Source organism: Pseudomonas sp. P1_A1, assembly GCF_056406935.1.
This window is the reverse complement of sequence record NZ_JBFTZE010000029.1, coordinates 1-24,281: the sequence shown is the minus strand read 5'-3', so window position 1 is coordinate 24,281 and position 24,281 is coordinate 1. Positions and strand designations below refer to the sequence as shown.

Below are 24,281 nucleotides of genomic sequence, written 5' to 3'. Positions count from 1 at the left end.
GGGTCAGCTCCAGGCCGCTTTGGTTTTACGGCTGGAGTAGAGCGCCAGCAACACTGCAAAGGAGAACACCAGCATTGCCCCGGCCAGCCAATGGGCCTGGGCGTATTCCATGGCTTCGACGTGATCGTAGATCTGCACCGAGACCACGCGGGTTTTGTCGGGAATGTTGCCACCGATCATCAGCACCACGCCGAACTCGCCGACGGTGTGGGCGAAACCGAGAATGGCCGCGGTGACGAAACCGGGGCGGGCCAGGGGCACCATCACGCTGAAGAACGTGTCCCAGGGATTGGCGCGCAAGGTGGCGGCCACTTCCAGTGGGCGAGTGCCGATGGCGGAAAAGGCATTTTGCAGCGGTTGGACCACGAACGGCATCGAATACAGCACCGAGCCGATTACCAGCCCCGCGAAACTGAAGGTGAGGGTGCCGAAACCCAGTGATTGGGTGAACTGACCGACCCACCCGTTGGGGCCGAGCGCCAACAGTAAATAAAAGCCAATCACCGTGGGCGGCAGCACCAGGGGCAGGGCGACGATCGCCCCGACCGGGCCGCGCAACCAGGATTGGGTACGCGACAGCCATAACGCAATCGGAGTGCCAATGATCAGCAGGATGACCGTGGTCAGGGACGCCAGTTTCAGGGTCAGCCAGATCGCGGAGTAATCGGCACTCGATAGTGTCATTTAGAGTTGGTAACCATAGGACTTGATGACGGCGGCGGCTTTCGGCCCCTTGAGGTAGTCAACCAATGCCTGGGCGGCCGGGTTGTCCTTGCCCTTGTTGAGGATCACCGCGTCTTGTTTGATCGGATCATGCAGGTTGGCCGGAACGATCCAGGCCGAACCGCTGGTCACTTTGCCGTCTTTGTAGATCTGCGACAAGGCCACAAAACCGAGTTCGGCATTGCCGGTGGACACGAATTGATAAGCCTGGGTGATGTTCTGGCCTTCAACGATCTTGTCTTTGACCTTGTCAGTCAGGCCTTGCTTGGCCAGCACCTGAGTGGCAGCCAGGCCGTACGGGGCGGCTTTCGGGTTAGCGATGGAAAGATGCTGATACTTATTGTCGCTTAGCACTTTGCCCTTGGCGTCGACATAACCTTCCTTGGCTGACCACAGCGCCAGGGTGCCGATGGCGTAGGTGAAGCGCGACCCCTTGACGGTGTCGCCTTCGGTCTCGAGTTTTTGTGGAGTGGTGTCATCCGCCGAGAGCAACACTTCGAACGGCGCGCCGTTCTTGATCTGGGTATAGAACTGGCCGGTTGCACCAAAGGAGGTGACCAGTTTGTGCCCGGTGTCTTTCTCGAAATCGGCAGCGATGGCCTGGATCGGCGCGGTGAAGTTGGCGGCAACGGCGACCTGGACTTCGTTCGCGTGGGCGGACCCGAAAGCGAACACGCTGAACAGGCACACAGGGGCAAAACGTGAGGCACGCATGGTCATGAAACGGCTCCGTGGTAGGCGAGTGACACGCTATATATCAGAATATATAGCGAAATGCCTGTAAACGGAACGTGCCGGATGCGGAGTGCAAGGTCGGCAGCGAACTGTGGTGAGGGGCTTTTGTGGCGAGGGGGCTTGCCTCCGTTGGGCTGCGAAGCAGCCCCAGAATCTTGCAGTTATCGTAGATTTTGCGAGTGCTGCGCACTCGAACGGGGGCAAGCCCCCTCGCCACAGGGGTTAGCGGTGAGTCAGTTTGGCGAGCGCTTCCTCAGCCAAACGCCGGGTAAGCTCTGCCGAAGTCAGTTCAACGCCCAGGGTGAACGCCTGCCCCGCCCAAAGGTTGCTGAAATCCGCTTCCCCTTTAGCCCGCAATGGCATCAGCGCACCGCCCGCCAAGGGGAAGGCCGGTGCCTTGGCGCTCATCGGCCCCAGCTCACGCATCACCCGATTGAGGATCCCGCGCGCCGGGCGCCCGGTGAAAATGTTGGTGACCGCGGTCTCGCTTTCCTTGGCCGTGCGCAACGCCTTGTGGTGAGACGCGCTGATCTTGGCCTCTGGCGTGAACAAATAAGCCGTACCTACCTGAACCGCCGATGCGCCCAGCATGAAAGCCGCCGCGACGCCACGCGCATCGCTAATCCCGCCCGCCGCAATGACTGGCACTTTCACCGCATCAACGACCTGCGGCACCAGCGCGAAAGTACCCACCTGGCTGCTCAAGTCATCACTGAGGAACATGCCCCGGTGGCCGCCAGCCTCGTAACCCATCGCAATGATCGCATCGCAGCCATGCTGCTCCAGCCAGATGGCTTCTTCGACCGTAGTCGCTGAGGAGAGAACTTTCGCTCCGGTGGCTTTTACCCGATCCAGCAGCGACTTTTCCGGCAGGCCGAAGTGAAAACTCACCACTGCGGGGCGAAACTCTTCGATCACTTCGCAGGCCGCGTTATCGAACGGCGCGCGATTGGACACCGGCGTCGGTGCGTCGAAGTCGACGCCCAATTCCCGGTAGTACGGTTCCAGCTGGTTTTTCCAATCCCGGGCGCGCTGCTCATCCGGCGGCGGAGGTTGGTGGCAGAAGAAATTGACGTTGAACGGACGCTGGGTGTGTTGGCGAATCGTCTTCAGTTCTTCGCGCAACTGCTCGATGCTCAGCATTGCGGCGGGCATGGAGCCGAGGCCGCCGGCGTTGCACACAGCAATCACCATGGCCGAAGTCGTCGCGCCGGCCATAGGGCCCTGGATGATCGGCAGCTCGATCCCGAGCAGGTCAAGAATGCGGGTGTCTGGCCATTGGCTCATGTGCAGTGTTCTCCTACGTCGAAACAGGGCAGGGACGGTAGAAACAAGTTTGTATCAGTAATGCCTGGCGCAAGGCCAGTCGAGTTTTTTATGAGTAAGGGATGATCTACAAGGCGCCAGCCGATGGGGATTGGCTTAAAGTCGGGTACGGTGATGGGGTTCCCTGTGTTATTTCAACAGCACGACAACTGAGCGATTCCACCTGGAGGCAGTGATGTTCAAAGGCATTTTGATCGACAAAGACGACAGCGGTTACCGGGCCACGCTGCAAGAGATCACTGACGATCAATTGCCCGAGGGCGATGTGACGGTGCGTGTGGCGTACAGCACGCTGAACTTCAAGGATGGCCTGGCGATCACCGGCAGCAGCCCGGTGGTGCGCAAATTTCCGATGGTGCCGGGGATCGATCTGGCGGGCACCGTCGAAGTCAGCAGTCATCCGGACTACAAGGTCGGTGATCAAGTCCTGCTCAACGGCTGGGGCGTGGGTGAAGGACACTGGGGCGGGCTGGCGCAGAAAGCTCGCCTGAATGGCGACTGGCTGATTCCGTTGCCCAAAGCGTTCACCGCCGCGCAAGCGATGGCCATTGGCACGGCCGGCTACACGGCGATGCTCAGCATCCTGGCACTGGAGCACAACGGCGTGAGTCCCGAGCAGGGCGACGTACTGGTGACGGGCGCCAACGGTGGCGTAGGCAGTTTCGCCCTCGCGCTACTGAGCAAACTCGGCTATCGCGTGGTGGCCTCCACCGGCCGCACTTCCGAACACGACTACCTCAAGCAATTGGGCGCCAGTGAAATCATCGACCGCGCCACATTGTCGGAGCCGGGCAAGCCGTTGGCCAAGGAGCGTTGGGCGGCGGTGATCGACTCGGTCGGCAGTCACACGCTGGCCAATGCTTGCGCGAGCACCAAGGCTAACGGCACCGTCGCCGCCTGCGGCCTGGCCCAGGGCATGGACTTCCCGGCTTCCGTCGCACCGTTCATATTGCGCGGCGTGACCCTGGCCGGGATCAACAGCGTGACCCAACCCAAAGCCCGGCGGATACTGGCCTGGAATCGCCTGGCCAAGGACCTGGATTTCGCCTTGCTGCCGCTGATCAGCCACGAAATCGGCTTGAGCGAAGCCATCGACGCCGCGCCGCGCTTGCTTGCCGGGCAGTTGCGTGGTCGGGTGGTGGTCGACGTCAATCGTTGATCGTCTTGGCACCAATCAAACAGACAAACTGTAGCGAAAAGGAAATAGCGACAATGGATGTAAAACTGCGTGAAGTGCTGCCCTTCAGTGTCTCGGGTTTGCAGGTGCGAACCCGCAATGCCGCAGAGCAGCAGCCGGATACCGCACGTATCGGCCCTATGTGGGAACAATTTTTCGTCGAGGACGTTTTCGACAAAATCGCCCACAAACAGCCGGATTCCTTTATGTACGGCGTGTATTCCAACTACGAGTCCGACGCTTCAGGCCACTTCGATGTAACCGCGGGCGCGGCGGTCACCGCACCCTCCGAGGACTTTGCGCAGATTCAGGTTGAGGGCGGCGATTACCTGGTGTTCAGCGCCAAAGGGGCGATGCCGGACAGCGTCATTCAGGCTTGGGGCTTTATCTGGGCTTACTTCGAGGACAACCCACAGGTTCGCCGCAAGTTCGCCACGGACTTCGAGGTCTACACCGGCCCGGAATCCGTGGCGGTCTATATCGGCATTCAGGACTCAAACGCGTTTTCGCGCGCCAGTAACTGACGCTTACGCTCCACCCCCCAGCGATAGCCCGACAGGTTGCCGTCGCTGCGCACCACGCGATGGCAAGGGATCGCCACCGCCAAACTATTCGCGCCACAGGCCTGGGCCACGGCGCGCATGGCTTTCGGCGCGCCGATGCGCTGGGCGATATCGGCGTAACTGGCGGTGCTGCCGGCGGGAATCTCCCGCAGGGCTTGCCACACCCGCTCTTGAAACGCTGTGCCGCGTACATCCAGCGGCAGATCCAGGCCGAGGGCCGGGGCTTCGATAAAGCCGACGACCTTGGCGATCAACTGCTCGAACTCATGATCGGCGCCAATCAGGTTGGCGCGGCGAAACTTGTCCTGCAGGTCGCAGACCAGTTGATGCGGGTCGTCGCCCAGCAGAATCGCGCAGACACCGCGCTCACTTTGGGCCACCAGAATCGCTCCCAGAGAGCACTGGCCGACGGCAAAACGGATGTCGTTGTTCTGCCCGGCCGCGCGATAGTCGCCGGGTGTCATGCCGAGCAGTTGATCCGCTGCCTCATAGAAACGGCTGTTGGAATTGAATCCGGCGTCATACAGCGCATCGGTAACCGTGCTGCCATCGGTCAGGCGCTCGCGAACCTTGCGTGAACGATGGGCGGTGGCGTAGCCCTTGGGCGTCAGGCCGGTGATGGCCTTGAACACGCGATGGAAGTGGAAACTGCTCAAACCGGCCGCATCCGCCAGTTCATTCAACCCCGGCAACGTTTCGGCGGATTCGATTTGACGGCACGCGGCGGCCACGGTGGCGGCATGTTGGGCGGCGACGTCGCTGTGATCTTTCGCGGCCCGTTTACTGGGGCGATAACCCGCCGCCTGAGCTTGCTCGGCGGTGTCGAAGAATTCGACGTTCTGCGGTTTCGGCAGGCGTGCCAGGCTGCTGGGGCGGCAGTAGATACCGGTGGTTTTCACCGCATACACAAACTGCCCGTCGGCACGGGAATCGCGCGCGACCACGGCGGCCCAGCGAGGATCGTTTTCGGTGGCGATTGTTGGCGATTGAGTTGTCATGGCTTCATGTCCGTTGACCCGTTTCATGCAGATTAACCAGCCGGCACCGACGCCACACTCCGGGTCTTGCGGTCGAATTCGAATGCTTCATCCCGCGGTACGAAAAGTGAAATTGATCCGCTGTTCGCCCAGCCGCGGATGTTGGCCGTCCTTGATCGGCAATACCCCGTGGTAACGCAAACGGTCCACACCGCCCCAAACCACGATATCACCGTGAAACAGCGGCACCCGCTGGCTTTTGGCGCTGCGTTCGAAGCCACCGAACAGGAACGTCGCCGGCAATCCCAAAGACACCGACACGATGGGGGCAGTGTAGGCGTTTTCGTTTTTGTCTTGATGCAACGACATCCTGGCCCCGGGAACATAGCGGTTGATCAGGCAGGAATCTGGTACGAACGCCATAAACCCTGCCTCTTGCGCTGCCGCCTGGGCCAGTTCAAAAAACACCTCGGGCATCTCAGGCCAAGGGGCGCCGGTCTGCGGATCGTTGCGGGTGTATTGGTAGCCGCTGCGGTCGGTGGTCCAGCCCCAGGTGCCGCAACTGCTCAAGGCCACCGACATGGTAAAGCCGCCGGGCGTGACCATCTGCCGAAACGGCGCCGCTGTCAGAACCGCCTCCAGCGCCGGTAGTAACCGGTCGAGCCAGGGCAGGGCGAAGCCCCTAAGGACGTAGGATTGTTCGCCGATCTGCTCGCGCCTGGGCTGCTGCTCGGGTTCGGCGTCGGCAAACAGATCGAGGGTGATCGGGCTCATGGGCTCATAACGCATCGTGAAAGATGATTCCAAGGGTATGCCTTTTTCCACTGTGCAGGCGACTCACTCCATGACGCAGGGTCACTCGGTAATAGCCGCGAACGCCTTTAACCGGGCGCTGACTCACGGCAAAAATCAACGCATCACCTTTCTTCAGACCGATGACTTGCGGGCGCGATTGCATCCGTGGGCGTTGTTCGGTCAGCACAAATTCGCCACCGGTAAAGTCCTCTCCCGGTTCTGACAGCAGAATCGCCACTTGCAGCGGGAACACGTGTTCACCGTACAGATCCTGATGCAAGCAGTTGTAGTCCTGCGGGCCGTATTGCAGCAATAACGGTGTCGGACGTTCCTGACCGGCGGCATGGCAGCGTTGCAGAAACGCTTCATGGGATTCGGGGAAACGGGTCGGCAGGTCCATGCATTCGTACCAGCGATTGGCGATGGGAACCAGTCGAGGGTAGAGCGCGCTGCGCAACCGGGCCACCGGATCCGGCAGCGGGTAGCTGAAGTATTTGTACTCGCCACGGCCAAAACCGTGGCGCGCCATCACTACTTTCGAGCGAAAGGGCTCGGGGCGGTCGTACAGGGCGCTTATTTCATCGCAGGTCTTATGGCTTAAAAGCGATTCGATGATCGCGCAGCCATCCTGGTCGAGTTGCTGCGTAAGCCTGCCCCAGTCGAGGGCATCGTGGTGAATCGGATCGGTAAACAAGGGTTCTGGCTCCTTGACCAAAAGGTCGAGGCGGCCAGTTTAGTGAGCCTTGCGAGAGCGGGCACTCCGGCGCTTGCGGTCGAATTCGGGAGGGGAGCAGACGTCCATGTTGTCGCTCCAGATCGCGTTACAGCGCTTTGCTGACGCTGATCTCGCTGATGACGTCTTCGCTCTGGCCATGCAGCTTGTCCAGCGCAGCCTTGGCCTCTTCAGCAGTGCCGTTTTCAAGCTGGGCGAATTCGAAGCGACGCTCGCCGTTGAGTTTGTATTTGATGACGTATTTGGTCGTCTGGGCCACGGTCATACCTGCCTGTTCGGGTGTGGGTTCAGCTCAGCTTCGAGCTGGAGCGGCGGATGATCTTGATCGAGTGCGTCAGGGTCGGTTTGCGGGTCACGCTGATCGGCCGGCGGTTGACCGTGTCGATGGTGATGTTCCAGAAACCGGTGCTCGGCGCGGTGATCCGGGCCGGGAAGGTGTCGAATGCGCCGCCGTGGTAAGTGTGACGGCCGCCGTTCTTGAAGCTGCGGAAGTTGGCGTCGTTCATCAAGCGGATGTTGCACATTTGGGAGCACTGAATGACGACGATGTCGTCTTCGTTGAGGTGCTCGCGCTGGTGGATAAATTTCATGAGGCGCCTCCAGAAGGGCTTTTTCTACAAAATCAAAACGATAGCATGGGCGATTGGCGCAGTTTATCAGCCCGAACAGGTTATTATCTGGCTGTCGGGGTCCGCTTTGACAATTAAAAACAGTTATTTGGAATTCTATGAGCGATAAAAGCAGGGAGCCTTGGAGAAAAACAGCAGTTGTGCTGTCGGAGGGTCTTTATCGGAGGTTTCATATGAAATGGGGTGTTCTGGTCGTGCCGTTTGTATTGGCAGTGAGTGGATGTGCGACGGTCTCGGACATCACTGCGTCGTTGCCTACCATGAACGTGATTTCAGGCAAGAAACCCCATGAGTACGCCCAGTGCCTGGTCGAGAAGTTGGCCAGTAGCCGTGGGGCCTTGCAAGTCGAGCCGCAAAAGGATGGCATGCGGGTGATTGTGCCGCAGAAGTTCTCCTCGGGGCCGGCGGCGGTGTTTGACATTGAAGACCGCTCCGGTGGCAGCAGCATCAAACTGCATGAGCGCATCTCCAATGTGCCGTTGCGCCCATGGGATGTGCGCAATGCCGCCACCGCGTGCATTTCCGGCTGATAGACTACCCCCGGTCAGCATCGATGCCGTCAAAGTCGCACTTTGACGGCATTGTCATTTCTGGAGTCGAGCATGAAACGAGAGCAGGTGCGGGAGCGCCACGCAGAGGGTCATATCTCTGCCACCCATGTGATTCAGAACCCGGCGAATCCGGGGGAGTGGATCGTATTTTTCAAGAAAAGCGCCGGGCGCAGTTTTTTCCTGGTGGATGACAACGATGAAGTCGAGTCCTTCAGCCGCCTCGACGATTTGATCGAGACCGTACGCGGGCTCGGGATCAAGTTCGCCGAAATCCATATGTAGGGCATTGGGTGCCCTACTTGCAGACCACCACTACACTGCGGTTCTTGTAATTGCCGACGTCGACCCCCAGGGTTTTGTCGCTTTCCTTGGTCGAAGGTGTACCGTCGGTACCGACAATCCGATAGCCGGTGCCGGCGCAAGAGGCATCGGCTTTTTCGTAGCAACTGGCCCAGGCGTTGGCTTCTCCGGAGCAGTCGATGGTCAGGCCTTGCTCGCCATTTTTCAGGTAAGTCGTTTCGGACGTGGCGCAGCCACTCAGGGCCAGTACCGCAATCAGTGGCAAGAATCTTTTCATGTCGTGGTCATCGTCAGTGATGGGGGCTAAACGCTATGACAGCGGCTGCAACAAAAGGTTATAGCGATTGGCCACTTCGTTGCAGGCATTCACAAAAAAGCCCTGTGCAAAGACAGGGCTGCGGTCACGCCAGGTTCAGCTCAAGGCTTGTCCTTGCCGCGCCGCTTAGGTGCTGCGGGTTGATCCTGCAACACCGATGCCACTTCAATCGCCAACGCTTCTGTCGGAAACGGCCCGGCAATATTCTCGCCGCCGACGCTGTCTATCCACCACTGGCCGTCTTTCGCCTGATTGATCAGGTACCCGTTGACGCTTTTTGCTGCCGACATCTATCTGCCTCGTTGGCTGGTTCAGGTGCGCAATGATAGCGCCAAATGCCCTCAACGGGTGCCGATGGGTGTAGGGTGGGGCAGATTGTCGCTAGGCTGATGGCCGCGCAGGTCGTCGATCTCTGCTATCTATAAGAGGTTGTGCAGCTAATCTGCGGAACTATCCATCAGAATATTTCTCTATGATGGCGTCGGTTAGCCAGTGCGGGGCATTGTAAGGTGCACGCCGCCTGATTAGACTGCGCCGAACTCGTACACACAGCCCTTTCAAGGACTTATATGATCAAGAAATGCTTGTTCCCAGCAGCCGGTTACGGTACTCGCTTCCTGCCAGCGACTAAAGCCATGCCCAAAGAAATGCTGCCGGTGGTAAACAAGCCACTGATCCAGTACGGCGTCGAAGAAGCACTGGATGCCGGGTTGACCGAAATCTCCATCGTCACCGGTCGCGGCAAACGCGCCCTGGAAGACCACTTCGACATCAGCTACGAGCTGGAAAACCAGATCAAGGGCACTGACAAGGAGAAATACCTGGTCGGCATCCGTAAGCTGCTCGACGAGTGCTCGTTCTCCTACACTCGCCAGACCGAAATGAAAGGCCTGGGCCACGCAATCCTGACCGGCCGTCCACTGATTGGCGACGAACCTTTCGCCGTAGTACTGGCGGACGACTTGTGCGTCAACCTCGAAGGCGACGGCGTTCTGACCCAGATGGTCAAGCTGTACAAGCAGTTCCGCTGCTCGATCGTGGCCATCCAGGAAGTCGATCCTCAAGAAACCAACAAGTACGGCGTGATTGCCGGCGAGATGATTCGCGACGACATCTATCGCGTTCACAGCATGGTCGAGAAGCCAAAACCTGAAGATGCACCGTCGAACCTGGCGATCATCGGCCGTTACATCCTGACCCCGGACATCTTCGACCTGATCGAACAGACCGAGCCAGGCAAGGGCGGCGAAATCCAGATCACCGACGCCCTGATGAAGCAAGCGCAAAACGGCTGCGTCATGGCCTACAAGTTCAAAGGCAAGCGTTTCGACTGCGGTGGCGCCGAAGGCTACATCGACGCGACCAACTTCTGCTTCGAGAACTTCTACAAGACTGGCAAGGCTTACTGATAGCGCCTGACCTGCTTGTATTGAAAAGCCACCTTCGGGTGGCTTTTTCATTTTTCGGCCCCAAATAGTTTGCAACGCTTGCCCAACGGGCGACCGCAGGTATGCTGGTGACCTGCCGAGGAGATAGAAATGGCCTACGATTTTGACCTATATGTGATTGGTGCCGGTTCTGGCGGTGTGCGGGCTGCGCGGTTCGCGGCCGGTTTTGGTGCGAAAGTCGCCGTGGCCGAGAGCCGCTACCTGGGCGGTACGTGCGTGAACGTCGGCTGTGTGCCGAAAAAGCTGCTGGTGTACGGCGCGCACTTCGCCGAAGACTTCGAGCAATCGCAAGGTTTTGGCTGGACTCCGGGTGAAGCGACGTTCGACTGGGCGACGCTGATCGCCAACAAGGATCGCGAGATCAATCGCCTGAATGGCATTTATCGCAATTTGCTGGTCAACAGCGGTGTGACCTTGCATGAAGGTCACGCGAAAATCGTCGATCCGCACCAGGTTGAGATCAATGGCGAGCGTTACACCGCCAAAAACATCCTGATAGCCACCGGTGGCTGGCCGCAGATCCCGCAGATTCCGGGGCACGAGCATGCCATCAGCTCCAACCAGGCGTTCTTCCTTAAAGAGCTGCCCAAGCGCGTTCTGGTGGTCGGTGGTGGTTACATTGCGGTGGAGTTCGCCGGGATTTTCCACGGGCTGGGTGCCCAGACTACGTTGCTGTATCGCGGTGATCTGTTCCTGCGCGGCTTCGACGGCTCGGTGCGCAAACATTTGCAGGAAGAGCTGACCAAGCGCGGCATGGACCTGCAATTCAATGCCGACATCGAGCGTATCGACAAACAGGCCGATGGCAGCCTGAAGGCGACGCTCAAGGATGGTCGCGAGCTGGAGGCGGACTGTGTGTTCTACGCCACCGGTCGGCGTCCGATGCTCGACAATCTGGGGCTGGAAAACACTGGGGTCAAACTCGACAAGAAAGGTTTTGTCGAGGTCGATGAGCAGTATCAAACCGCTGAACCGTCAATCCTGGCTCTGGGCGATGTGATTGGTCGGGTACAGCTCACGCCGGTCGCTCTGGCCGAAGGCATGGCCGTGGCGCGGCGTTTGTTCAAGCCTGAGCAATATCGCCCGGTGGATTACAAGATGATCCCGACCGCCGTGTTCAGCTTGCCGAACATCGGCACTGTCGGCCTCACCGAAGAAGAAGCGCGCGAGGCCGGGCACGATGTGGTGATCTTCGAAAGCCGTTTCCGGCCGATGAAGCTGACCCTGACCGAATGCCAGGAACGCACCTTGATGAAACTGGTGGTGGACGCCAAGACCGACAAGGTCCTGGGTTGCCACATGGTCGGCCCGGATGCCGGCGAGATCGTGCAAGGGTTGGCGATTGCCCTGAAAGCGGGCGCGACCAAGCGTGACTTCGACGAAACCATCGGCGTGCATCCGACGGCCGCCGAAGAGTTCGTCACCATGCGCACGCCAGTCGCAGGTTAATCGTCTTTCTGCGGCGCTGATGCGTCTGGCCCTGTCGCAACGACAGCGGCCAGGCGCACGCTTTCATCCAGGCTTGCCTGCAACTTGATCAGTTCAACTTCCAGTGCTTTGTTGATGTGCGATTGCTCGTCAATGTTCTGCTTGAGCGACTGGCTTTCCAGCAAGGCAATGCGCAAGCGTTCCTGGAGGAGGGTGCGTTCGCTGTCGATGCGGGTGACCTGTTCCAGTAACTGATCCTGTCGGCTGTTGGTGTGCTTGAGTTGCTCCTGCAGCAGGCTCAACTCCCGCAGCGTGCCGCGGTTTTCGGTCAGCAGGCGCTCGTTGTCGCGATGCAGTTGGGTGATTTCATCCTGGCGTACCAGTGCGCTTTGCTGGGCTTGACGCAACTCCATCTGAATCTGCTGCACTTGGCCTTCGTGGCGTCGCTGTTCCTGTTCGCGCTGGTCTTTGACGGCGTTGCGATAGTGCTCCAGTGCTTCGCGGGCGTGCAGGTGCTTTTCTTCCAGTGAGCGGATCTGCTCGTCCTTGTCCTGCAAGCGCAATTCGAAATCCGCCAGTGCCTGGTTCAGCCCGGCGTTGCGGGTTTGCTCGGTTTGCAGCATCGAGCGTGTGTCGTGCAGTTCCGCCGATTCCTGGGTCAGCGCCAGGCTTTGAATTTCGTATTGCTGCTGCAATTCGGTATTGGCCTCGCGGGCCTCGTGCAGCTGGGTTTCCAGCTCTTTTCGTTGTTGCTCGAACTGCGCGCGTGCCTGGTCGATGGGTTCTTGCGCCTGTTCTTTCAGGCGTTGCGCCAGCCGCGCCACCAGCGCTGTCAGTTCATCATCGATCGGTTCGGAAGGTGCTGGCGCGGGTTCGGCGCCGTCGTCGAGCTCTTTCAGGTAGCGATGGATCGTGGTTTTCGAGCCGGTATTACCCATTTCGATCCGCACTGCGTCGATGCTCGGATGCTCGCCCCGGGCGAGGATTGCCGAGCGTGCCGCTTGCACCAGTGCCTTGTTTACGCCGCCACGTGCCATGTGTTCTCCTACGATTTGATACTGTGGTACGTACCACTAATATGCGTAATGTACCATGCCGTGAATAAAGTTAAAAACTTGTGATAGCTGATGCGGGATATACTGGTATTACCCCGTGTGATCAGCTGTAGACCGGTTTTCAATCGCCAACACGGTACGTTTTCGAGCACTGAGCCCATGACCGATCTGGATCGCTACCTGCAAGCCGCTACCCGTGACAACACCCGTCGCAGCTATCGCGCGGCCATCGAGCACTTCGAAGTCAGTTGGGGCGGGTTCCTGCCGGCGACCAGCGATAGCGTGGCGCGTTACCTGGTTGCACATGCGGGCGTGCTGTCGATCAATACCTTGAAGTTGCGCTTGTCCGCATTGGCGCAGTGGCACAACAGCCAGGGGTTCGCCGATCCGACCAAGGCGCCGGTGGTGCGTAAAGTGTTCAAAGGCATTCGCGCGTTGCACCCGGCCCAGGAAAAACAGGCTGAACCCTTGCAGCTTCAACATCTGGAGCAAGTGATCGCCTGGCTGGAGCAGGAAGCGCAGTCCGCCAGGGCGCAGGGCGATCGAGCGGGATTGCTGAGAGCCAGGCGCGACACCGCACTGATCCTGCTGGGCTTCTGGCGTGGTTTCCGTAGCGATGAGTTATGCCGCGTGCAGATCGAGCACGTACAAGCCAGCGCCGGTTCAGGCATTACCCTCTACTTGCCACGCAGCAAGGGCGATCGCGAGAACCTCGGCCGGACCTACCAGACTCCCGCCTTGCAGCGCTTGTGCCCGGTGCAGGCCTACATCGAATGGATTACCGAAGCGGCGCTGGTCCGTGGGCCAGTGTTTCGGGGCATCGACCGCTGGGGCCATTTGAGCGAGGAGGGCTTGCACGCCAATAGCGTGATCCCGTTGTTGCGCCAGGCACTGGAGCGCGCCGGCATTGCGGCCGAGCACTACACCAGTCACTCCTTGCGTCGTGGCTTTGCCACCTGGGCCCATCAGAGCGGTTGGGATTTGAAGTCGTTGATGAATTACGTGGGCTGGAAGGATGTGAAGTCAGCCATGCGCTATGTTGAAGCCAGCCCGTTTCTCGGGATGACCCGAATCGCTGAAAAGCCGTTGGCGCTGTAGATCACGTTTTCTTCTATTAATACGCTCAGCTAATAGCGAAAACAAATCAGCAGCATCAGGTTTGCCAATGAGCCAACCGGCGATCGGGTGGGTAGGATTCACCACATCAACTTCTTAACCCCTGACGGAGAGTCACCGATGCCTATCATCAACAGCCAAGTTAAACCGTTCAAAGCTACCGCCTACAAAAACGGCGACTTCGTACACGTGTCGGACGCTGACCTGAAAGGCAAGTGGTCTGTCGTTTTCTTCTACCCAGCTGACTTCACCTTTGTTTGCCCGACCGAACTGGAAGACCTGGCTGACAACTACGCCGAGTTCCAAAAACTGGGCGTCGAGATCTACAGCGTTTCCACCGATACCCACTTTGCCCACGCTGCCTGGCACAACACTTCGCCAGCGATCGGCAAAATCCAGTACACCATGATCGGCGACCCGACTCATGTCATCTCCCGCAACTTCGACGTGCTGATCGAAGAAGCTGGCCTGGCTGACCGTGGCACTTTCGTGATCAACCCTGAAGGCCAGATCAAAATCGTTGAACTCAACGATGGCGGTGTAGGCCGTGACGCCTCCGAGCTGCTGCGCAAAATCAAGGCCGCTCAATACGTCGCCGCTCACCCGGGCGAAGTGTGCCCAGCCAAGTGGAAAGAAGGCGAGGCCACTCTGGCTCCGTCCCTGGACCTGGTCGGCAAGATCTAAGTCTGTGACGCGCTTCATCAGGGCGGGACTCCGCACCTACTAAGTAAGCTGCACCGCCCTCAAAAACGCCCGGGCGAGATTCGCTCGGGCGTTTTTTTATGTCTGATTAGATCAAAAAGGAAATCGCCCGTATGTTGGACGCCAATCTTAAAGCCCAGTTGAAATCGTACCTGGAACGGGTCACCCAGCCGATCGAGATCGTTGCCTCCCTCGACGACGGTGCGAAATCCCAGGAAATGCTCGCGTTACTCAAAGACGTTGCCAGTCTTTCCACCCAGATTACTTTGCTCGACAACGGTAACGATGCGCGTAAACCATCGTTCTCGATCAATCGCCCGGGCGCCGATATCAGCCTGCGTTTCGCCGGCATCCCGATGGGCCACGAATTCACATCCCTGGTGCTGGCCTTGCTGCAAGTCGGCGGCCACCCATCGAAAGCCAGTGCCGACGTTATCGAGCAGATCCGCTCGCTCAAAGGCGAGTTCAGCTTCGAGACTTACTTCTCGCTGTCCTGCCAGAACTGCCCGGATGTGGTTCAGGCGCTGAACCTGATGGCTGTGCTGAACCCGAAGATCCGCCACGTCGCTATCGACGGCGCGTTGTTCCAGGCCGAAGTCGATGAGCGCAAGATCATGGCCGTGCCCAGCATTTACCTCAATGGCGAGATCTTCGGCCAGGGGCGCATGGGCCTTGAAGAAATTCTCGCCAAGATCGACACCAGCGGCATCGAGCGTCAGGCCGAGAAGATCAGCGCCAAACAAGCCTTTGACGTGCTGGTCGTCGGCGGTGGCCCGGCCGGTGCTTCAGCGGCAATTTACGCCGCCCGCAAAGGCATTCGCACCGGCGTGGCGGCTGAACGTTTTGGTGGCCAGGTGCTCGACACCATGGCCATCGAGAACTTCATCTCCGTGCAGGAAACCGAAGGGCCGAAACTGGCCGTGGCACTGGAAGAACACGTTAAGCAATACGACGTGGACATCATGAACCTGCAACGCGCCGACAAGCTGGTGCCGGGCAAAAACGGTGAACTGCACGAAATCCATTTCGCCAGCGGCGCGTCCTTGAAAGCCAAGACCGTGATCCTCGCCACCGGCGCGCGCTGGCGTGAAATGAACGTTCCGGGTGAGCAGCAATACCGCAACAAGGGCGTGGCGTACTGCCCGCACTGTGACGGTCCGCTGTTCAAGGGTAAGCGTGTGGCTGTGATCGGTGGCGGTAACTCCGGCGTCGAAGCGGCCATCGACCTGGCCGGGATCGTGTCCCACGTAACCCTGCTGGAGTTCGACGTACAACTGCGCGCCGATGCGGTGTTGCAGCGCAAGTTGCACAGTCTGCCGAACGTTACCGTGATCACCAGTGCGCAAACCACTGAAGTGACCGGCGACGGCCAGAAGGTCAACGGCCTGCGCTACAAGGATCGTCAGTCGGACGAGCTGCGCACTGTCGAGCTGGAAGGGATCTTCGTGCAGATCGGTCTGTTGCCTAATACCGATTGGCTCAAAGGCACCATCGAGCTGTCACCGCGCGGCGAGATCATTGTCGATGCCCGTGGTGAGACGTCGATCCCCGGCGTGTTCGCGGCTGGCGATGTGACCACCGTGCCGTACAAGCAGATCGTGATTGCGGTGGGCGAGGGCGCCAAGGCTTCCCTGAGCGCATTCGATCACTTGATCCGCACTTCGGCGCCGGCATAAACGCCGAAGCTGAAAACACAAAACCCCATGAGCGATCATGGGGTTTTTTGTGGGTGGATCAAAAGATCGCAGCCTGCGGCAGCTCCTACAGAATCGAGCCTGGCTTGGCTTTTGTAGGAGCTGCCGAAGGCTGCGATCTTCTTACAACGGTGCCGGCTGAATGATCTCGACCCAGTAACCATCCGGGTCCTTGATGAAGGCCAGGCTCTTCATGCGACCGTCGTTCAGGCGTTTCTGGAAATCGCAGCCCAGCGCTTCAAAACGTTCGCAAGCGGCACGGATGTCTGGCACCGAGATGCAGATATGGCCGAAGCCGCGCGGGTCGGTGTTGCCGTTGTGGTAGGCGAAATCCGCGTCGTTCTCGGTGCCGTGGTTGTGGGTCAGTTCGAGAATGCCGGGGATCGATTTCATCCACTCGGTGCGGGCAGCGGCATCGGCCGGGATCTGGTTTTTATCGACCAGCGCCAGGAAATACAGGCTGAACTCGGCTTCCGGGAAATCGCGTTTTTCCACCAGCGAGAAACCCAGGACGCGAGTGTAGAAATCCAGCGACCGGGTGATGTCCTTGACCCGCAGCATGGTGTGGTTGAAGACGAACTTCTGAGTGGCGGTGTCAGGTTGGGCGGTCACACCAGGAAATGTATTGAGTTCGTGCAGGCTCATGGGCCCTCCGGAAATTCCAAGAATGCTCACAATGATACGCAAGGGCCCTGGCATCGCCAAACCAAAACCGCAGGCTTGCCTGCCGGGCGGGTGAAGCTCAGACTTCGCGGCTCAATCCGTGAGTGTTCATTACAATGATCCGACCCTGTCAATTGATGTTCGTCCTGATGTGTCTGCTTTCAGCTGTTACCCGTGCTCATGCAGAAGCTCCGGTCGTGACCTGGCCCAATGGATGGATTGTCGAGACCGTTCCGCAAGACGAGGCCAAGCCCCAGGTTTCCCGGCAACGCGCAGTAAAAAACGACCAGGAAGGTACACCGGTAATGGTGATGGAGTTGACCATGACTCAAGTGGAAAGCGGTCATCAGGTGAATCTGGAAGGTGTGTTACTGGAAATGCGCAAGTCCGTGCAGAAGGACTTTTTTCAGGGTGGCTATCAGAGTGTCTGCAACAAAATTCATCCGACTGCCTTGAGCCGGTTATCGGCGCTGGAAACTACCTGCACCATTACCCAGAACGGTCGACATGTGTTGTCTCAAACATTGGTCGCCGCAGTGGACGGCGATAAAGCCTATGTTCTTTCCTACGCGGGGCAGGCTGAGGTTTATAAGGCAAGTCAGGGCGACATAGAGGCAGCTCGAAACAGCTTGAAACTTTAGTTTAAGGTTTCTGACCCACGTTTTTGAGCATGGCCCGCATTTTTAGATAGCCAAACGGATTAAGCACAAAGTTAGTCAGTCTATAGCGAGTTGATCGGCGACTAGCGTCGCATTTTAGGTGGCATCCATGAAAAAGCCCTGCATTGGCAGGGCTTTTTTTATTACCGTGAGCGCTTAGGCACGCAGCCAGGAGTCAACGGTGGCTGCACCGTATTGTTCCTTCCAGGCTTTCAGGCCGCGGTGGTTGCCGCCCTTGGTTTCAATCAGTTCACCGGTGTGCGGGTTCTGATAAACCTTGACCACGCGAGCGCGGCGGGTTTTAGGGGCTGTTGCCTGCTGCAGGCCGGATTTCGCCGGGTGCGGGTCGAGGATGGCGATGATGTCGCGCAGGCTCTTGCCGTAGGTTTTCATCAGCCCCTGGAGCTTTTCTTCGAATTCGATTTCTTTCTTGAGCCCGGCATCGTTCTTCAGCGATTCCAACTGCTTGAGCTGTTCTTGAAGGGCCTTTTCAGCTGCACGGAATTCAGCGAGTCTGGACAATATCTTTACTCCAATAGTGTGTTTGGCTGAAACCAACCGCAAACAAAGCTATAAGCCAAGAGCCTTGAAGCGACTCGGTGATAATGGCACGCCTGTCGATTTTGCACAGGTATGAAAAATTGTAGTAGTTAAATCGCCAAGAGTAAATCCTGACTTTCTCTTCATGTAACAAGAGTAGTCTTTTGATTCAATTTGGTGCGCGTCATCATGATCTCGGCGCTTAACGTGGCTAGTTAATGATCACTTAATGCACTAATGAATTCTGCTCCGGGCATCGGCCGGCCGAACAGATAACCTTGCAGAAAGTTCACGCCATGGGTGGTCAGATAGTCACTTTGCTCCTCGGTTTCCACGCCTTCGGCGACGATACCCAGATCGAGTTTGGCCGAGAGTTCGATGATGCTGTCCAGAATGTGCCGGGAGAGGGCATCGACACCGATCATGGCGACAAAGCTCTGGTCGATTTTCAAGAAGTCCACATTGAACTGACGCAAGTAACCGAGGCTTGAATGGCCAGTGCCAAAGTCATCGATGGCGATCATCACACCCAATGCGCGAAGCTGCTCGAACAACTGCAGGGTGATGGCTGTCGGTTCGATGAGTTCGCGCTCGGTCAACTCCAGCACCAGATGGACACTGCCCGGTGCAAAAGCACTGAGGAATTCACGGCAGTCTTCGACCAGCGCAAGATCCCGGCAATGACTGGCGGTGATGTTGATACCGATGTGGAACGGCCCGTCGAACGATGCCGACAAGGGCGCCAGCAATGTCGCGGTTTGTTGCATCAGCGAGCGGGTCATCGGCACGATCAGCCCGGAATGTTCGGCAAACGGGATGAACAGATCCGGACGCACCAGGCCTTCCCTGGGATGTTTCCAGTGCATCAATACTTCGGTGCCGGACCACAGCTTGTTGTCGCCATGCACCACGGGCTGAAAGTAAGGAATGAATTCTGCTGCCTCCAGCGCCCGCTGCATTTCACGGCTGGGCGACATCGAGCGCTTCTGTAGCACATGCCCGATCGAACCTGACACCACGCCGAAGAACATCAACAGACTGAACAGTGGCGGGTATTCACTACGCATGTAACGCCAGGTTTCTCCTTCGGGGAAACCTGCGGCCACAGTAAAGGCATAACGCGAGGACGTCAGCGTACTTTGTGCTACCGGAAAGGCGGGCGGGGCGTCCTCGTGAACTTTGCCGTCGGCAGACAACCAGTTGGGACCGACTTGTAGCAACAGTAATGTCTTGCGGCCGATCAGGCGCAATTCGTTGCTCAGGTGATAACCGTTCAGCGTGGTCAATGCCCCTTTATTTCCTTTGCTGAGCCGGTACACCAACAGCGCGGTATTGGGCGTGACCGGGTTGCCGTTCATGAGCCATAACTGGCCTTGGGTGTAGTCGCCGGGATTGACCTTTTCCTGATATTCACCGAACAACGAACTGCAATAGAGGTTGTCGTCCCACACCAGGTTGGTCGAGCGCACGAAGGGCCGGCGCGTAACTTGTTCGCGCAAGGCCAGTTTGACGTCATTGCAGTTTTTGCCAGCCAGCGGCAGGAGCTCCTGCGCCGCTTGGGCGGTGTTGTCGAGCATCAGTTCGAACTGGCGAATGGATTCTTCGCCAGTCAGTTCAGTACTCTGCTTGAGGGTACGTTCAGCCTGCAGATAGAGAATGGCGACTCCCAGCAACACCGGGAGCAATCCGCTCAAAACAGTCACAGTGATCCGGGTGCCACGCTTGCGGCGACTTTTGACGTTCAGTGGCATTCGCAAATCCATCGCGATAAAAGAGGGCTCTCAAAGGTTGGCAGGTCGACATGCCTCCCAAAAGAGTTCAGCCATGATAGTTGGCTATCGGCCCTTATGCCGCTCAACCTTTAACCAATCTTGAGGCCAGTTTAATAAAGGCCAGCGTCGCGGGGGATGACTGACGCTGATCGAGCACAGCCAGACCCACCTGGCGGCTGATGGGTGGTGACAGTGGCTTTTTCACGTAGCGGCTGTCGTTGACGTCGGGCAGTGAGCCTTCGGCGACCACGGTCAGGGCATCGCCACGAGCTACTGTGTCCAGCGTGCTGAGCAACTGCGAGCAGCGATACCGAATGTTCGGCGTCAATCGCGCCGTATTGAACAGGCGCGACACCAGCTCCGAAGACCCGGCCTCGGTCAGCACAAAAGGGTCTTGGCACAAGTCGCTCAAACTCACGCTGTCGCGACCGGCCAGTGCATGATCGGCAGGCAGCAGCGCGACCATCTGGTCTTCGATCAGTGCAATCGTGTCAAAACGTTCCTGGGGTAACACCACGAAACCAATATCGATACGCCGCTCTTCCAGCCATTGAATTACCTGGCGGTCCGGACCTTCGTCGATGTGAACCTCGATGCCCGGGTGTGCGGCGCGGTAGTGCTGCAAGATCCTCGGCAGCAGCTTGATCGAAGAGGTCGGGCCGAACGAGCCAATGCGTAAGGTGCCGGTTTTCATCCCGCGTGAATCGGCCGCCTCTTGACGCAAAGTGTTGGCCAGCCCAAGCATCGCCCGAGCGCGCAGTAATAGCTGCTGGCCGATGTCACTCAACTCGACCTGGGACTGATGCCGGCGCAGCAGCTCGACACCCAACTCCTGCTCCAGCGACTTGAGTGCGTGGGAGACCGCCGACTGGGAAATCTCCAAACGATGGGCGGCCGCCGTGAAGCCGCGCAGCTCGGCCACCAGCGAGAAAATCTCCAGTTGAGTGAGGGTCATGAGCTTTTACTCATTTTACGATGATCGATAATTAGTCGAATGATACGCCACATGCCCGATTGCTGGTGGTGGAGACTTATGACTACGTGTGAACAGACCCTTGCGAACTCTTCGGATGTGCCGGTTTATCTGAAGCTGGCGTCGGTCACCATGATCTGGGGCGGGACGTTCGTCGCCGGGCGGTTTCTGGCCGACAGCCTCAGTCCGTTATTCGCTGCGAGTCTGCGGTTCCTGCTGGCGAGCGTGGCGTTGCTGTTGTTCCTGCTGCTGGCGCGGGTGCCCCTGGTGCGACCCAGCCCCAGGCAATGGTTGCAATTGGCGCTGTTGGGATTCTTCGGGATTTTCTTCTACAACCTGTGCTTCTTTTACGGGCTGCATTACATCAACGCGTCTCGGGCATCATTGATCGTAGCGTTGAATCCAGCGGTGATCGGCCTGGCTTCGTGGCTGCTGTTCAAGGAGCGGCTGAGTCGGGCGAAAGTGGTCGGTATCGCGATCTGCATTGCTGGCGCCAGCCTGGTGATCGTCAGCCGCAATCCGCAGTTACTGGGCGGCAATGCCGATGCCTGGATTGGCGACGTGTTGATCTTCGGCTGCGTGCTCGGCTGGGGCATTTATTCGCTGTTCTCCAAAGGCCTGACTCAAACGCTGGGGCCGGTGCAGACGGTGACGTACTCGATTTTGCTCGGCACGCTGATGCTCTGGGTGACCAGCGCCGTGCGGGGCGAGTTGAGTGTCGCGGCGCTCATCGGACTCGGCACGCAACAATGGTTGAGCCTGATGTACCTGGGCGTACTAGGTTCGGCATTGGCCTACATTGGTTATTACGACGGCATCCGCAAAATCGGCCCGACGCGCTCGGGCGTGTTTATCGCCTTGAACCCTTTGACTGCTGTTCTTCTCGGTGCGTTGTTGCTGGGCGAACAGCTGACACTGGCGATGTGCCTGGGCGGCGGGCTGATCCTGGCGGGGATTTTCCTGTGCAACAAACCGCTTGCGCAGGCCATGAAAAAGGGGATTGTATAAGAAGGCGGACAAACTGATTTACGCTGTGTAGAATCCGGTTACGCATATAAGAATAATCGTCTTCTGGCAGCAGAAGCCTCGCCCGCAAGAGCCTTGGGTCGACAATGAAGATATTTGGGTTTCAATTGATCTACGGTGACTTCCTCGCCCGCAGCGTGAGGGGCATCTCCTGCGCGCCACCCGCCGGTCTCAGCATTGCTAGCAACTAACGATCCGTTAATTCTAAAAGCATGATGAGGCGCCAAAATGGCAGATTTATACGAAAACCCAATGGGCCTGATGGGCTTTGAGTTCATCGAATTCGCATCGCCGACCCCGAACACTCTGGAGCCGATCTTCGAGATCATGGGCTTCACCAAGGTCGCGACCCACCGTTCCAAAGACGTGCACCTGTATCGCCAGGGCTCAATCAACCTGATCCTCAACAACGAACCCCACAGCGTGGCCTCGTACTTCGCGGCCGAGCACGGCCCGTCGGTGTGCGGCATGGCGTTCCGGGTCAAGGATTCGCAAAAGGCCTACAAGCGTGCCCTGGAACTCGGTGCCCAGCCGATCCACATTGAAACCGGCCCGATGGAATTGCACCTGCCGGCGATCAAAGGCATCGGCGGCGCGCCGCTGTACCTGATCGACCGTTTCGGTGAAGGCAGCTCGATCTACGACATCGACTTCGTATTCATCGAAGGTGTTGACCGCAACCCGGTTGGCGCCGGTCTGAAGATCATCGACCACCTGACCCACAACGTGTATCGCGGTCGCATGGCCTATTGGGCCAACTTCTACGAGAAGCTGTTCAACTTCCGCGAAATCCGTTACTTCGACATCAAAGGCGAATACACCGGCCTGACATCCAAAGCGATGACCGCGCCGGACGGCATGATCCGCATCCCGCTGAACGAAGAGTCGTCCAAGGGCGCCGGGCAGATCGAAGAGTTCCTGATGCAGTTCAACGGCGAGGGCATCCAGCACGTGGCGTTCCTCACCGATAACCTGATCGATACTTGGGATCGCCTGAAGAAAATCGGCATGCGCTTCATGACGCCGCCGCCGGACACCTACTATGAAATGCTCGAAGGCCGTTTGCCGAACCACGGCGAGCCGGTCGATCAACTGCAAGCACGGGGCATCTTGCTGGACGGTTCGTCCGAGCCGGGCGACAAGCGTCTGCTGCTGCAGATTTTCTCGGAAACCCTGATGGGGCCGGTGTTCTTCGAGTTCATCCAGCGTAAAGGCGACGATGGATTCGGCGAAGGCAACTTCAAGGCACTGTTCGAGTCCATCGAGCGTGACCAGGTTCGTCGCGGTGTGCTTTCCACCGATTAAGCCGTTCCTGATATGAAAAAGCCCGGTCAGCAGCAACGCTGGCCGGGCTTTTTTTTGAATCATGCAATTACATTGGCCGGCGTCGTTGCCGGACCAGATGCTTGAACCCTTCAAACACCAGCGCCACCACCGCCAGCCAGATCGGAATGTAGGTCAGCCATTCGCCGGCCTTGATGCTTTCCCCGAGCAGCAACGCAACGCCCAGCAACAGCACGGGCTCGACGTAACTCAACAACCCGAACAGGCTGAACGGCAGCAACCGGCTGGCAATGATGTAGACCACCAGCGCCGAGGCGCTGTTCACCCCGAGCAGGGGAATCAACAGCGACAGCCACGGATGTTGATCGAACACGCCAAAACCTTGTTCACCTCCCTGCACGAACCAGAGCGCCACCGGCAGCATCAACGCCATGTCCAGCCAGAGCCCGCCAAGGTTGTCCGTGGCCAGGCGTTTGCGCAGGATGAAATAGATCGGATAGCCGATCACCACCAGCAAAGTCGCCCAGGAAAAGCCGCCGACCTGATACAGCTCGTTGAGCACGCCGAGGCTGGCGAAGAACACGGCGATTTTCTGCAGGTAGGAAAGGCGCTCGCCATAGACGATTCGCCCGGTCAGGACCATGGACAGCGGCAACAGGAAATACCCCAGCGACACGTCAAGGCTATAGCCGTTGAGTGGTGCCCACATGAATAACCAGAGTTGCAGGCCCAGCAGCACTGCCGAGCCGATCAGGGCGATGAGCAACTTCGGCTGGCCGGCCAGCCGCCGAAGAATCTCGACCACGCGTTTCCATTCGCCGGACACCACCATGAACACGGTCATGCATGGCGCGGTCAGCAACATCCGCCAACCGAAAATCTCCACGCCACTCAAGGGGGAGAGCAGTGAGGTGTAGTAATACATGACGGCAAACAGCATTGAGGCTGTGACCGATAGAGCGATACCTTTAGACAAACTGTCCTCGCGGGTTGTAGGTCAAACGGGGCGCGCAGGATACGTGGTTTTTGTGCTGAATATTGGCCAGGCGATCGATATTTTCAACATGGCTGCCCCCCAATGTAGGAGCTGCCGCAG

General features: G+C 58.3%; 28 protein-coding genes. 12 read left to right on the top strand and 16 right to left on the bottom strand.

Going from position 1 to position 24,281, the window contains the following annotated elements:
- Nucleotides 1-3: 3 nt before the first annotated feature.
- From modB to AC1D2Q_RS28325, 3 genes are all read right to left on the bottom strand, one after another.
- A complete protein-coding gene (gene modB / locus AC1D2Q_RS28335) occupies nt 4-684 on the bottom strand; it encodes a molybdate ABC transporter permease subunit (protein ID WP_477815372.1) in 681 nt (226 codons plus the stop codon).
- Entirely contained in the window at nt 685-1,437 is a 753-nt protein-coding gene (gene modA / locus AC1D2Q_RS28330) for a molybdate ABC transporter substrate-binding protein (protein ID WP_477815389.1), read from the bottom strand.
- 243 nt (nt 1,438-1,680) lie between these two features.
- Nucleotides 1,681-2,745: an NAD(P)H-dependent flavin oxidoreductase gene (locus tag AC1D2Q_RS28325; protein WP_477815371.1), complete on the bottom strand. Its 1,065-nt coding sequence runs from the start codon at nt 2,743-2,745 to the stop codon at nt 1,681-1,683.
- Nucleotides 2,746-2,959: 214 nt separating this feature from the next.
- Between AC1D2Q_RS28325 and acuI the strand changes: the two genes are divergently transcribed.
- Nucleotides 2,960-3,943: an acrylyl-CoA reductase (NADPH) gene (gene acuI / locus AC1D2Q_RS28320; protein WP_477815370.1), complete on the top strand. Its 984-nt coding sequence runs from the start codon at nt 2,960-2,962 to the stop codon at nt 3,941-3,943.
- Nucleotides 3,944-3,996: 53 nt separating this feature from the next.
- The gene (locus AC1D2Q_RS28315; protein ID WP_105345965.1) at nt 3,997-4,485 is read left to right on the top strand and encodes a GyrI-like domain-containing protein; all 489 of its coding nucleotides are present in this window, start codon (nt 3,997-3,999) and stop codon (nt 4,483-4,485) included.
- On the opposite strand, the gene ada is transcribed toward AC1D2Q_RS28315, so the two are convergent.
- The 5 genes from ada to AC1D2Q_RS28290 form a co-directional block, all read right to left on the bottom strand.
- Nucleotides 4,449-5,522 carry a bifunctional DNA-binding transcriptional regulator/O6-methylguanine-DNA methyltransferase Ada gene (gene ada, locus AC1D2Q_RS28310; RefSeq protein WP_477815369.1) on the bottom strand — a complete coding sequence of 358 codons (1,074 nt, stop codon included), beginning with the start codon at nt 5,520-5,522 and terminating at the stop codon, nt 4,449-4,451. The two genes, AC1D2Q_RS28315 and ada, sit on opposite strands and share 37 nt — an antisense overlap.
- Before the next feature lie 87 nt (nt 5,523-5,609).
- Complete coding sequence (alkB, locus tag AC1D2Q_RS28305; RefSeq protein WP_477815368.1) at nt 5,610-6,290, bottom strand: DNA oxidative demethylase AlkB; 681 nt, start codon at nt 6,288-6,290, stop codon at nt 5,610-5,612.
- Nucleotides 6,280-6,990 carry a 2OG-Fe(II) oxygenase gene (locus AC1D2Q_RS28300; RefSeq protein WP_477815367.1) on the bottom strand — a complete coding sequence of 237 codons (711 nt, stop codon included), beginning with the start codon at nt 6,988-6,990 and terminating at the stop codon, nt 6,280-6,282. Before AC1D2Q_RS28300 ends, alkB begins: the two co-directional genes overlap by 11 nt.
- 127 nt (nt 6,991-7,117) lie before the next feature.
- The gene (locus AC1D2Q_RS28295; RefSeq protein ID WP_086945763.1) at nt 7,118-7,288 is read right to left on the bottom strand and encodes a hypothetical protein; all 171 of its coding nucleotides are present in this window, start codon (nt 7,286-7,288) and stop codon (nt 7,118-7,120) included.
- A 28-nt stretch (nt 7,289-7,316) separates the two neighbouring features.
- Entirely contained in the window at nt 7,317-7,619 is a 303-nt protein-coding gene (locus tag AC1D2Q_RS28290; protein ID WP_007900033.1) for a DUF1883 domain-containing protein, read from the bottom strand.
- Between the two features lie 212 nt (nt 7,620-7,831).
- Here AC1D2Q_RS28290 and AC1D2Q_RS28285 point away from each other — a divergent pair, with 212 nt between their 5' ends.
- Both AC1D2Q_RS28285 and AC1D2Q_RS28280 read left to right on the top strand, forming a co-directional pair.
- Nucleotides 7,832-8,188: a hypothetical protein gene (locus tag AC1D2Q_RS28285; RefSeq protein WP_477815366.1), complete on the top strand. Its 357-nt coding sequence runs from the start codon at nt 7,832-7,834 to the stop codon at nt 8,186-8,188.
- A gap of 72 nt (nt 8,189-8,260) precedes the next feature.
- Complete coding sequence (locus tag AC1D2Q_RS28280) at nt 8,261-8,491, top strand: hypothetical protein (protein WP_007935641.1); 231 nt, start codon at nt 8,261-8,263, stop codon at nt 8,489-8,491.
- Nucleotides 8,492-8,504: 13 nt separating this feature from the next.
- On the opposite strand, the gene AC1D2Q_RS28275 is transcribed toward AC1D2Q_RS28280, so the two are convergent.
- Together AC1D2Q_RS28275 and AC1D2Q_RS28270 are read right to left on the bottom strand one after the other, a co-directional pair.
- Nucleotides 8,505-8,786, bottom strand: coding sequence for a hypothetical protein (locus tag AC1D2Q_RS28275; protein WP_018929069.1), 282 nt, complete (start codon nt 8,784-8,786; stop codon nt 8,505-8,507).
- Between the two features lie 140 nt (nt 8,787-8,926).
- Nucleotides 8,927-9,115 carry a hypothetical protein gene (locus AC1D2Q_RS28270; RefSeq protein WP_007935646.1) on the bottom strand — a complete coding sequence of 63 codons (189 nt, stop codon included), beginning with the start codon at nt 9,113-9,115 and terminating at the stop codon, nt 8,927-8,929.
- Between the two features lie 279 nt (nt 9,116-9,394).
- On the opposite strand from AC1D2Q_RS28270, the gene galU reads away from it, so the two are divergent.
- Complete coding sequence (galU, locus tag AC1D2Q_RS28265) at nt 9,395-10,234, top strand: UTP--glucose-1-phosphate uridylyltransferase GalU (protein WP_003182953.1); 840 nt, start codon at nt 9,395-9,397, stop codon at nt 10,232-10,234.
- A gap of 129 nt (nt 10,235-10,363) precedes the next feature.
- Nucleotides 10,364-11,722, top strand: coding sequence for a glutathione-disulfide reductase (gene gorA, locus AC1D2Q_RS28260; RefSeq protein WP_477815365.1), 1,359 nt, complete (start codon nt 10,364-10,366; stop codon nt 11,720-11,722).
- Here the strand turns inward: gorA and AC1D2Q_RS28255 are convergent.
- Complete coding sequence (locus AC1D2Q_RS28255) at nt 11,719-12,738, bottom strand: DNA-binding protein (RefSeq protein WP_477815364.1); 1,020 nt, start codon at nt 12,736-12,738, stop codon at nt 11,719-11,721. The two genes, gorA and AC1D2Q_RS28255, sit on opposite strands and share 4 nt — an antisense overlap.
- 177 nt (nt 12,739-12,915) lie before the next feature.
- Between AC1D2Q_RS28255 and AC1D2Q_RS28250 the strand changes: the two genes are divergently transcribed.
- The 3 genes from AC1D2Q_RS28250 (at nt 12,916) to ahpF (ending at nt 16,250) form a co-directional block, all read left to right on the top strand.
- Entirely contained in the window at nt 12,916-13,854 is a 939-nt protein-coding gene (locus AC1D2Q_RS28250) for a site-specific integrase (protein WP_477815363.1), read from the top strand.
- Between the two features lie 138 nt (nt 13,855-13,992).
- Complete coding sequence (gene ahpC, locus AC1D2Q_RS28245) at nt 13,993-14,556, top strand: alkyl hydroperoxide reductase subunit C (protein ID WP_105345993.1); 564 nt, start codon at nt 13,993-13,995, stop codon at nt 14,554-14,556.
- Between the two features lie 131 nt (nt 14,557-14,687).
- Nucleotides 14,688-16,250 carry an alkyl hydroperoxide reductase subunit F gene (ahpF, locus tag AC1D2Q_RS28240; protein ID WP_477815362.1) on the top strand — a complete coding sequence of 521 codons (1,563 nt, stop codon included), beginning with the start codon at nt 14,688-14,690 and terminating at the stop codon, nt 16,248-16,250.
- A gap of 141 nt (nt 16,251-16,391) precedes the next feature.
- Here ahpF and gloA read toward each other — a convergent pair whose 3' ends face one another.
- Nucleotides 16,392-16,913: a lactoylglutathione lyase gene (gloA, locus tag AC1D2Q_RS28235; RefSeq protein ID WP_007935657.1), complete on the bottom strand. Its 522-nt coding sequence runs from the start codon at nt 16,911-16,913 to the stop codon at nt 16,392-16,394.
- A 134-nt stretch (nt 16,914-17,047) separates the two neighbouring features.
- Here gloA and AC1D2Q_RS28230 point away from each other — a divergent pair, with 134 nt between their 5' ends.
- Nucleotides 17,048-17,572 carry a DUF4946 domain-containing protein gene (locus AC1D2Q_RS28230; RefSeq protein WP_477815361.1) on the top strand — a complete coding sequence of 175 codons (525 nt, stop codon included), beginning with the start codon at nt 17,048-17,050 and terminating at the stop codon, nt 17,570-17,572.
- A gap of 174 nt (nt 17,573-17,746) precedes the next feature.
- Here the strand turns inward: AC1D2Q_RS28230 and AC1D2Q_RS28225 are convergent, their stop codons facing one another.
- The 3 genes from AC1D2Q_RS28225 to AC1D2Q_RS28215 form a co-directional block, all read right to left on the bottom strand.
- Complete coding sequence (locus tag AC1D2Q_RS28225) at nt 17,747-18,112, bottom strand: histone-like nucleoid-structuring protein, MvaT/MvaU family (protein ID WP_007935661.1); 366 nt, start codon at nt 18,110-18,112, stop codon at nt 17,747-17,749.
- 233 nt (nt 18,113-18,345) lie between these two features.
- Nucleotides 18,346-19,881 carry an EAL domain-containing protein gene (locus tag AC1D2Q_RS28220; protein WP_477815360.1) on the bottom strand — a complete coding sequence of 512 codons (1,536 nt, stop codon included), beginning with the start codon at nt 19,879-19,881 and terminating at the stop codon, nt 18,346-18,348.
- Between the two features lie 103 nt (nt 19,882-19,984).
- Nucleotides 19,985-20,857, bottom strand: coding sequence for a LysR family transcriptional regulator (locus AC1D2Q_RS28215; RefSeq protein ID WP_477815359.1), 873 nt, complete (start codon nt 20,855-20,857; stop codon nt 19,985-19,987).
- A gap of 78 nt (nt 20,858-20,935) precedes the next feature.
- Between AC1D2Q_RS28215 and AC1D2Q_RS28210 the strand changes: the two genes are divergently transcribed.
- The gene (locus AC1D2Q_RS28210; RefSeq protein WP_477815358.1) at nt 20,936-21,883 is read left to right on the top strand and encodes a DMT family transporter; all 948 of its coding nucleotides are present in this window, start codon (nt 20,936-20,938) and stop codon (nt 21,881-21,883) included.
- Between the two features lie 246 nt (nt 21,884-22,129).
- Nucleotides 22,130-23,206 (top strand): 4-hydroxyphenylpyruvate dioxygenase, encoded by a 1,077-nt coding sequence (gene hppD, locus AC1D2Q_RS28205; protein WP_007935668.1) that lies wholly within the window; start codon nt 22,130-22,132, stop codon nt 23,204-23,206.
- A 67-nt stretch (nt 23,207-23,273) separates the two neighbouring features.
- Here the strand turns inward: hppD and rarD are convergent, their stop codons facing one another.
- Nucleotides 23,274-24,161 (bottom strand): EamA family transporter RarD, encoded by an 888-nt coding sequence (gene rarD, locus AC1D2Q_RS28200; protein ID WP_477815357.1) that lies wholly within the window; start codon nt 24,159-24,161, stop codon nt 23,274-23,276.
- Between the last annotated feature and the right edge of the window lie 120 nt (nt 24,162-24,281).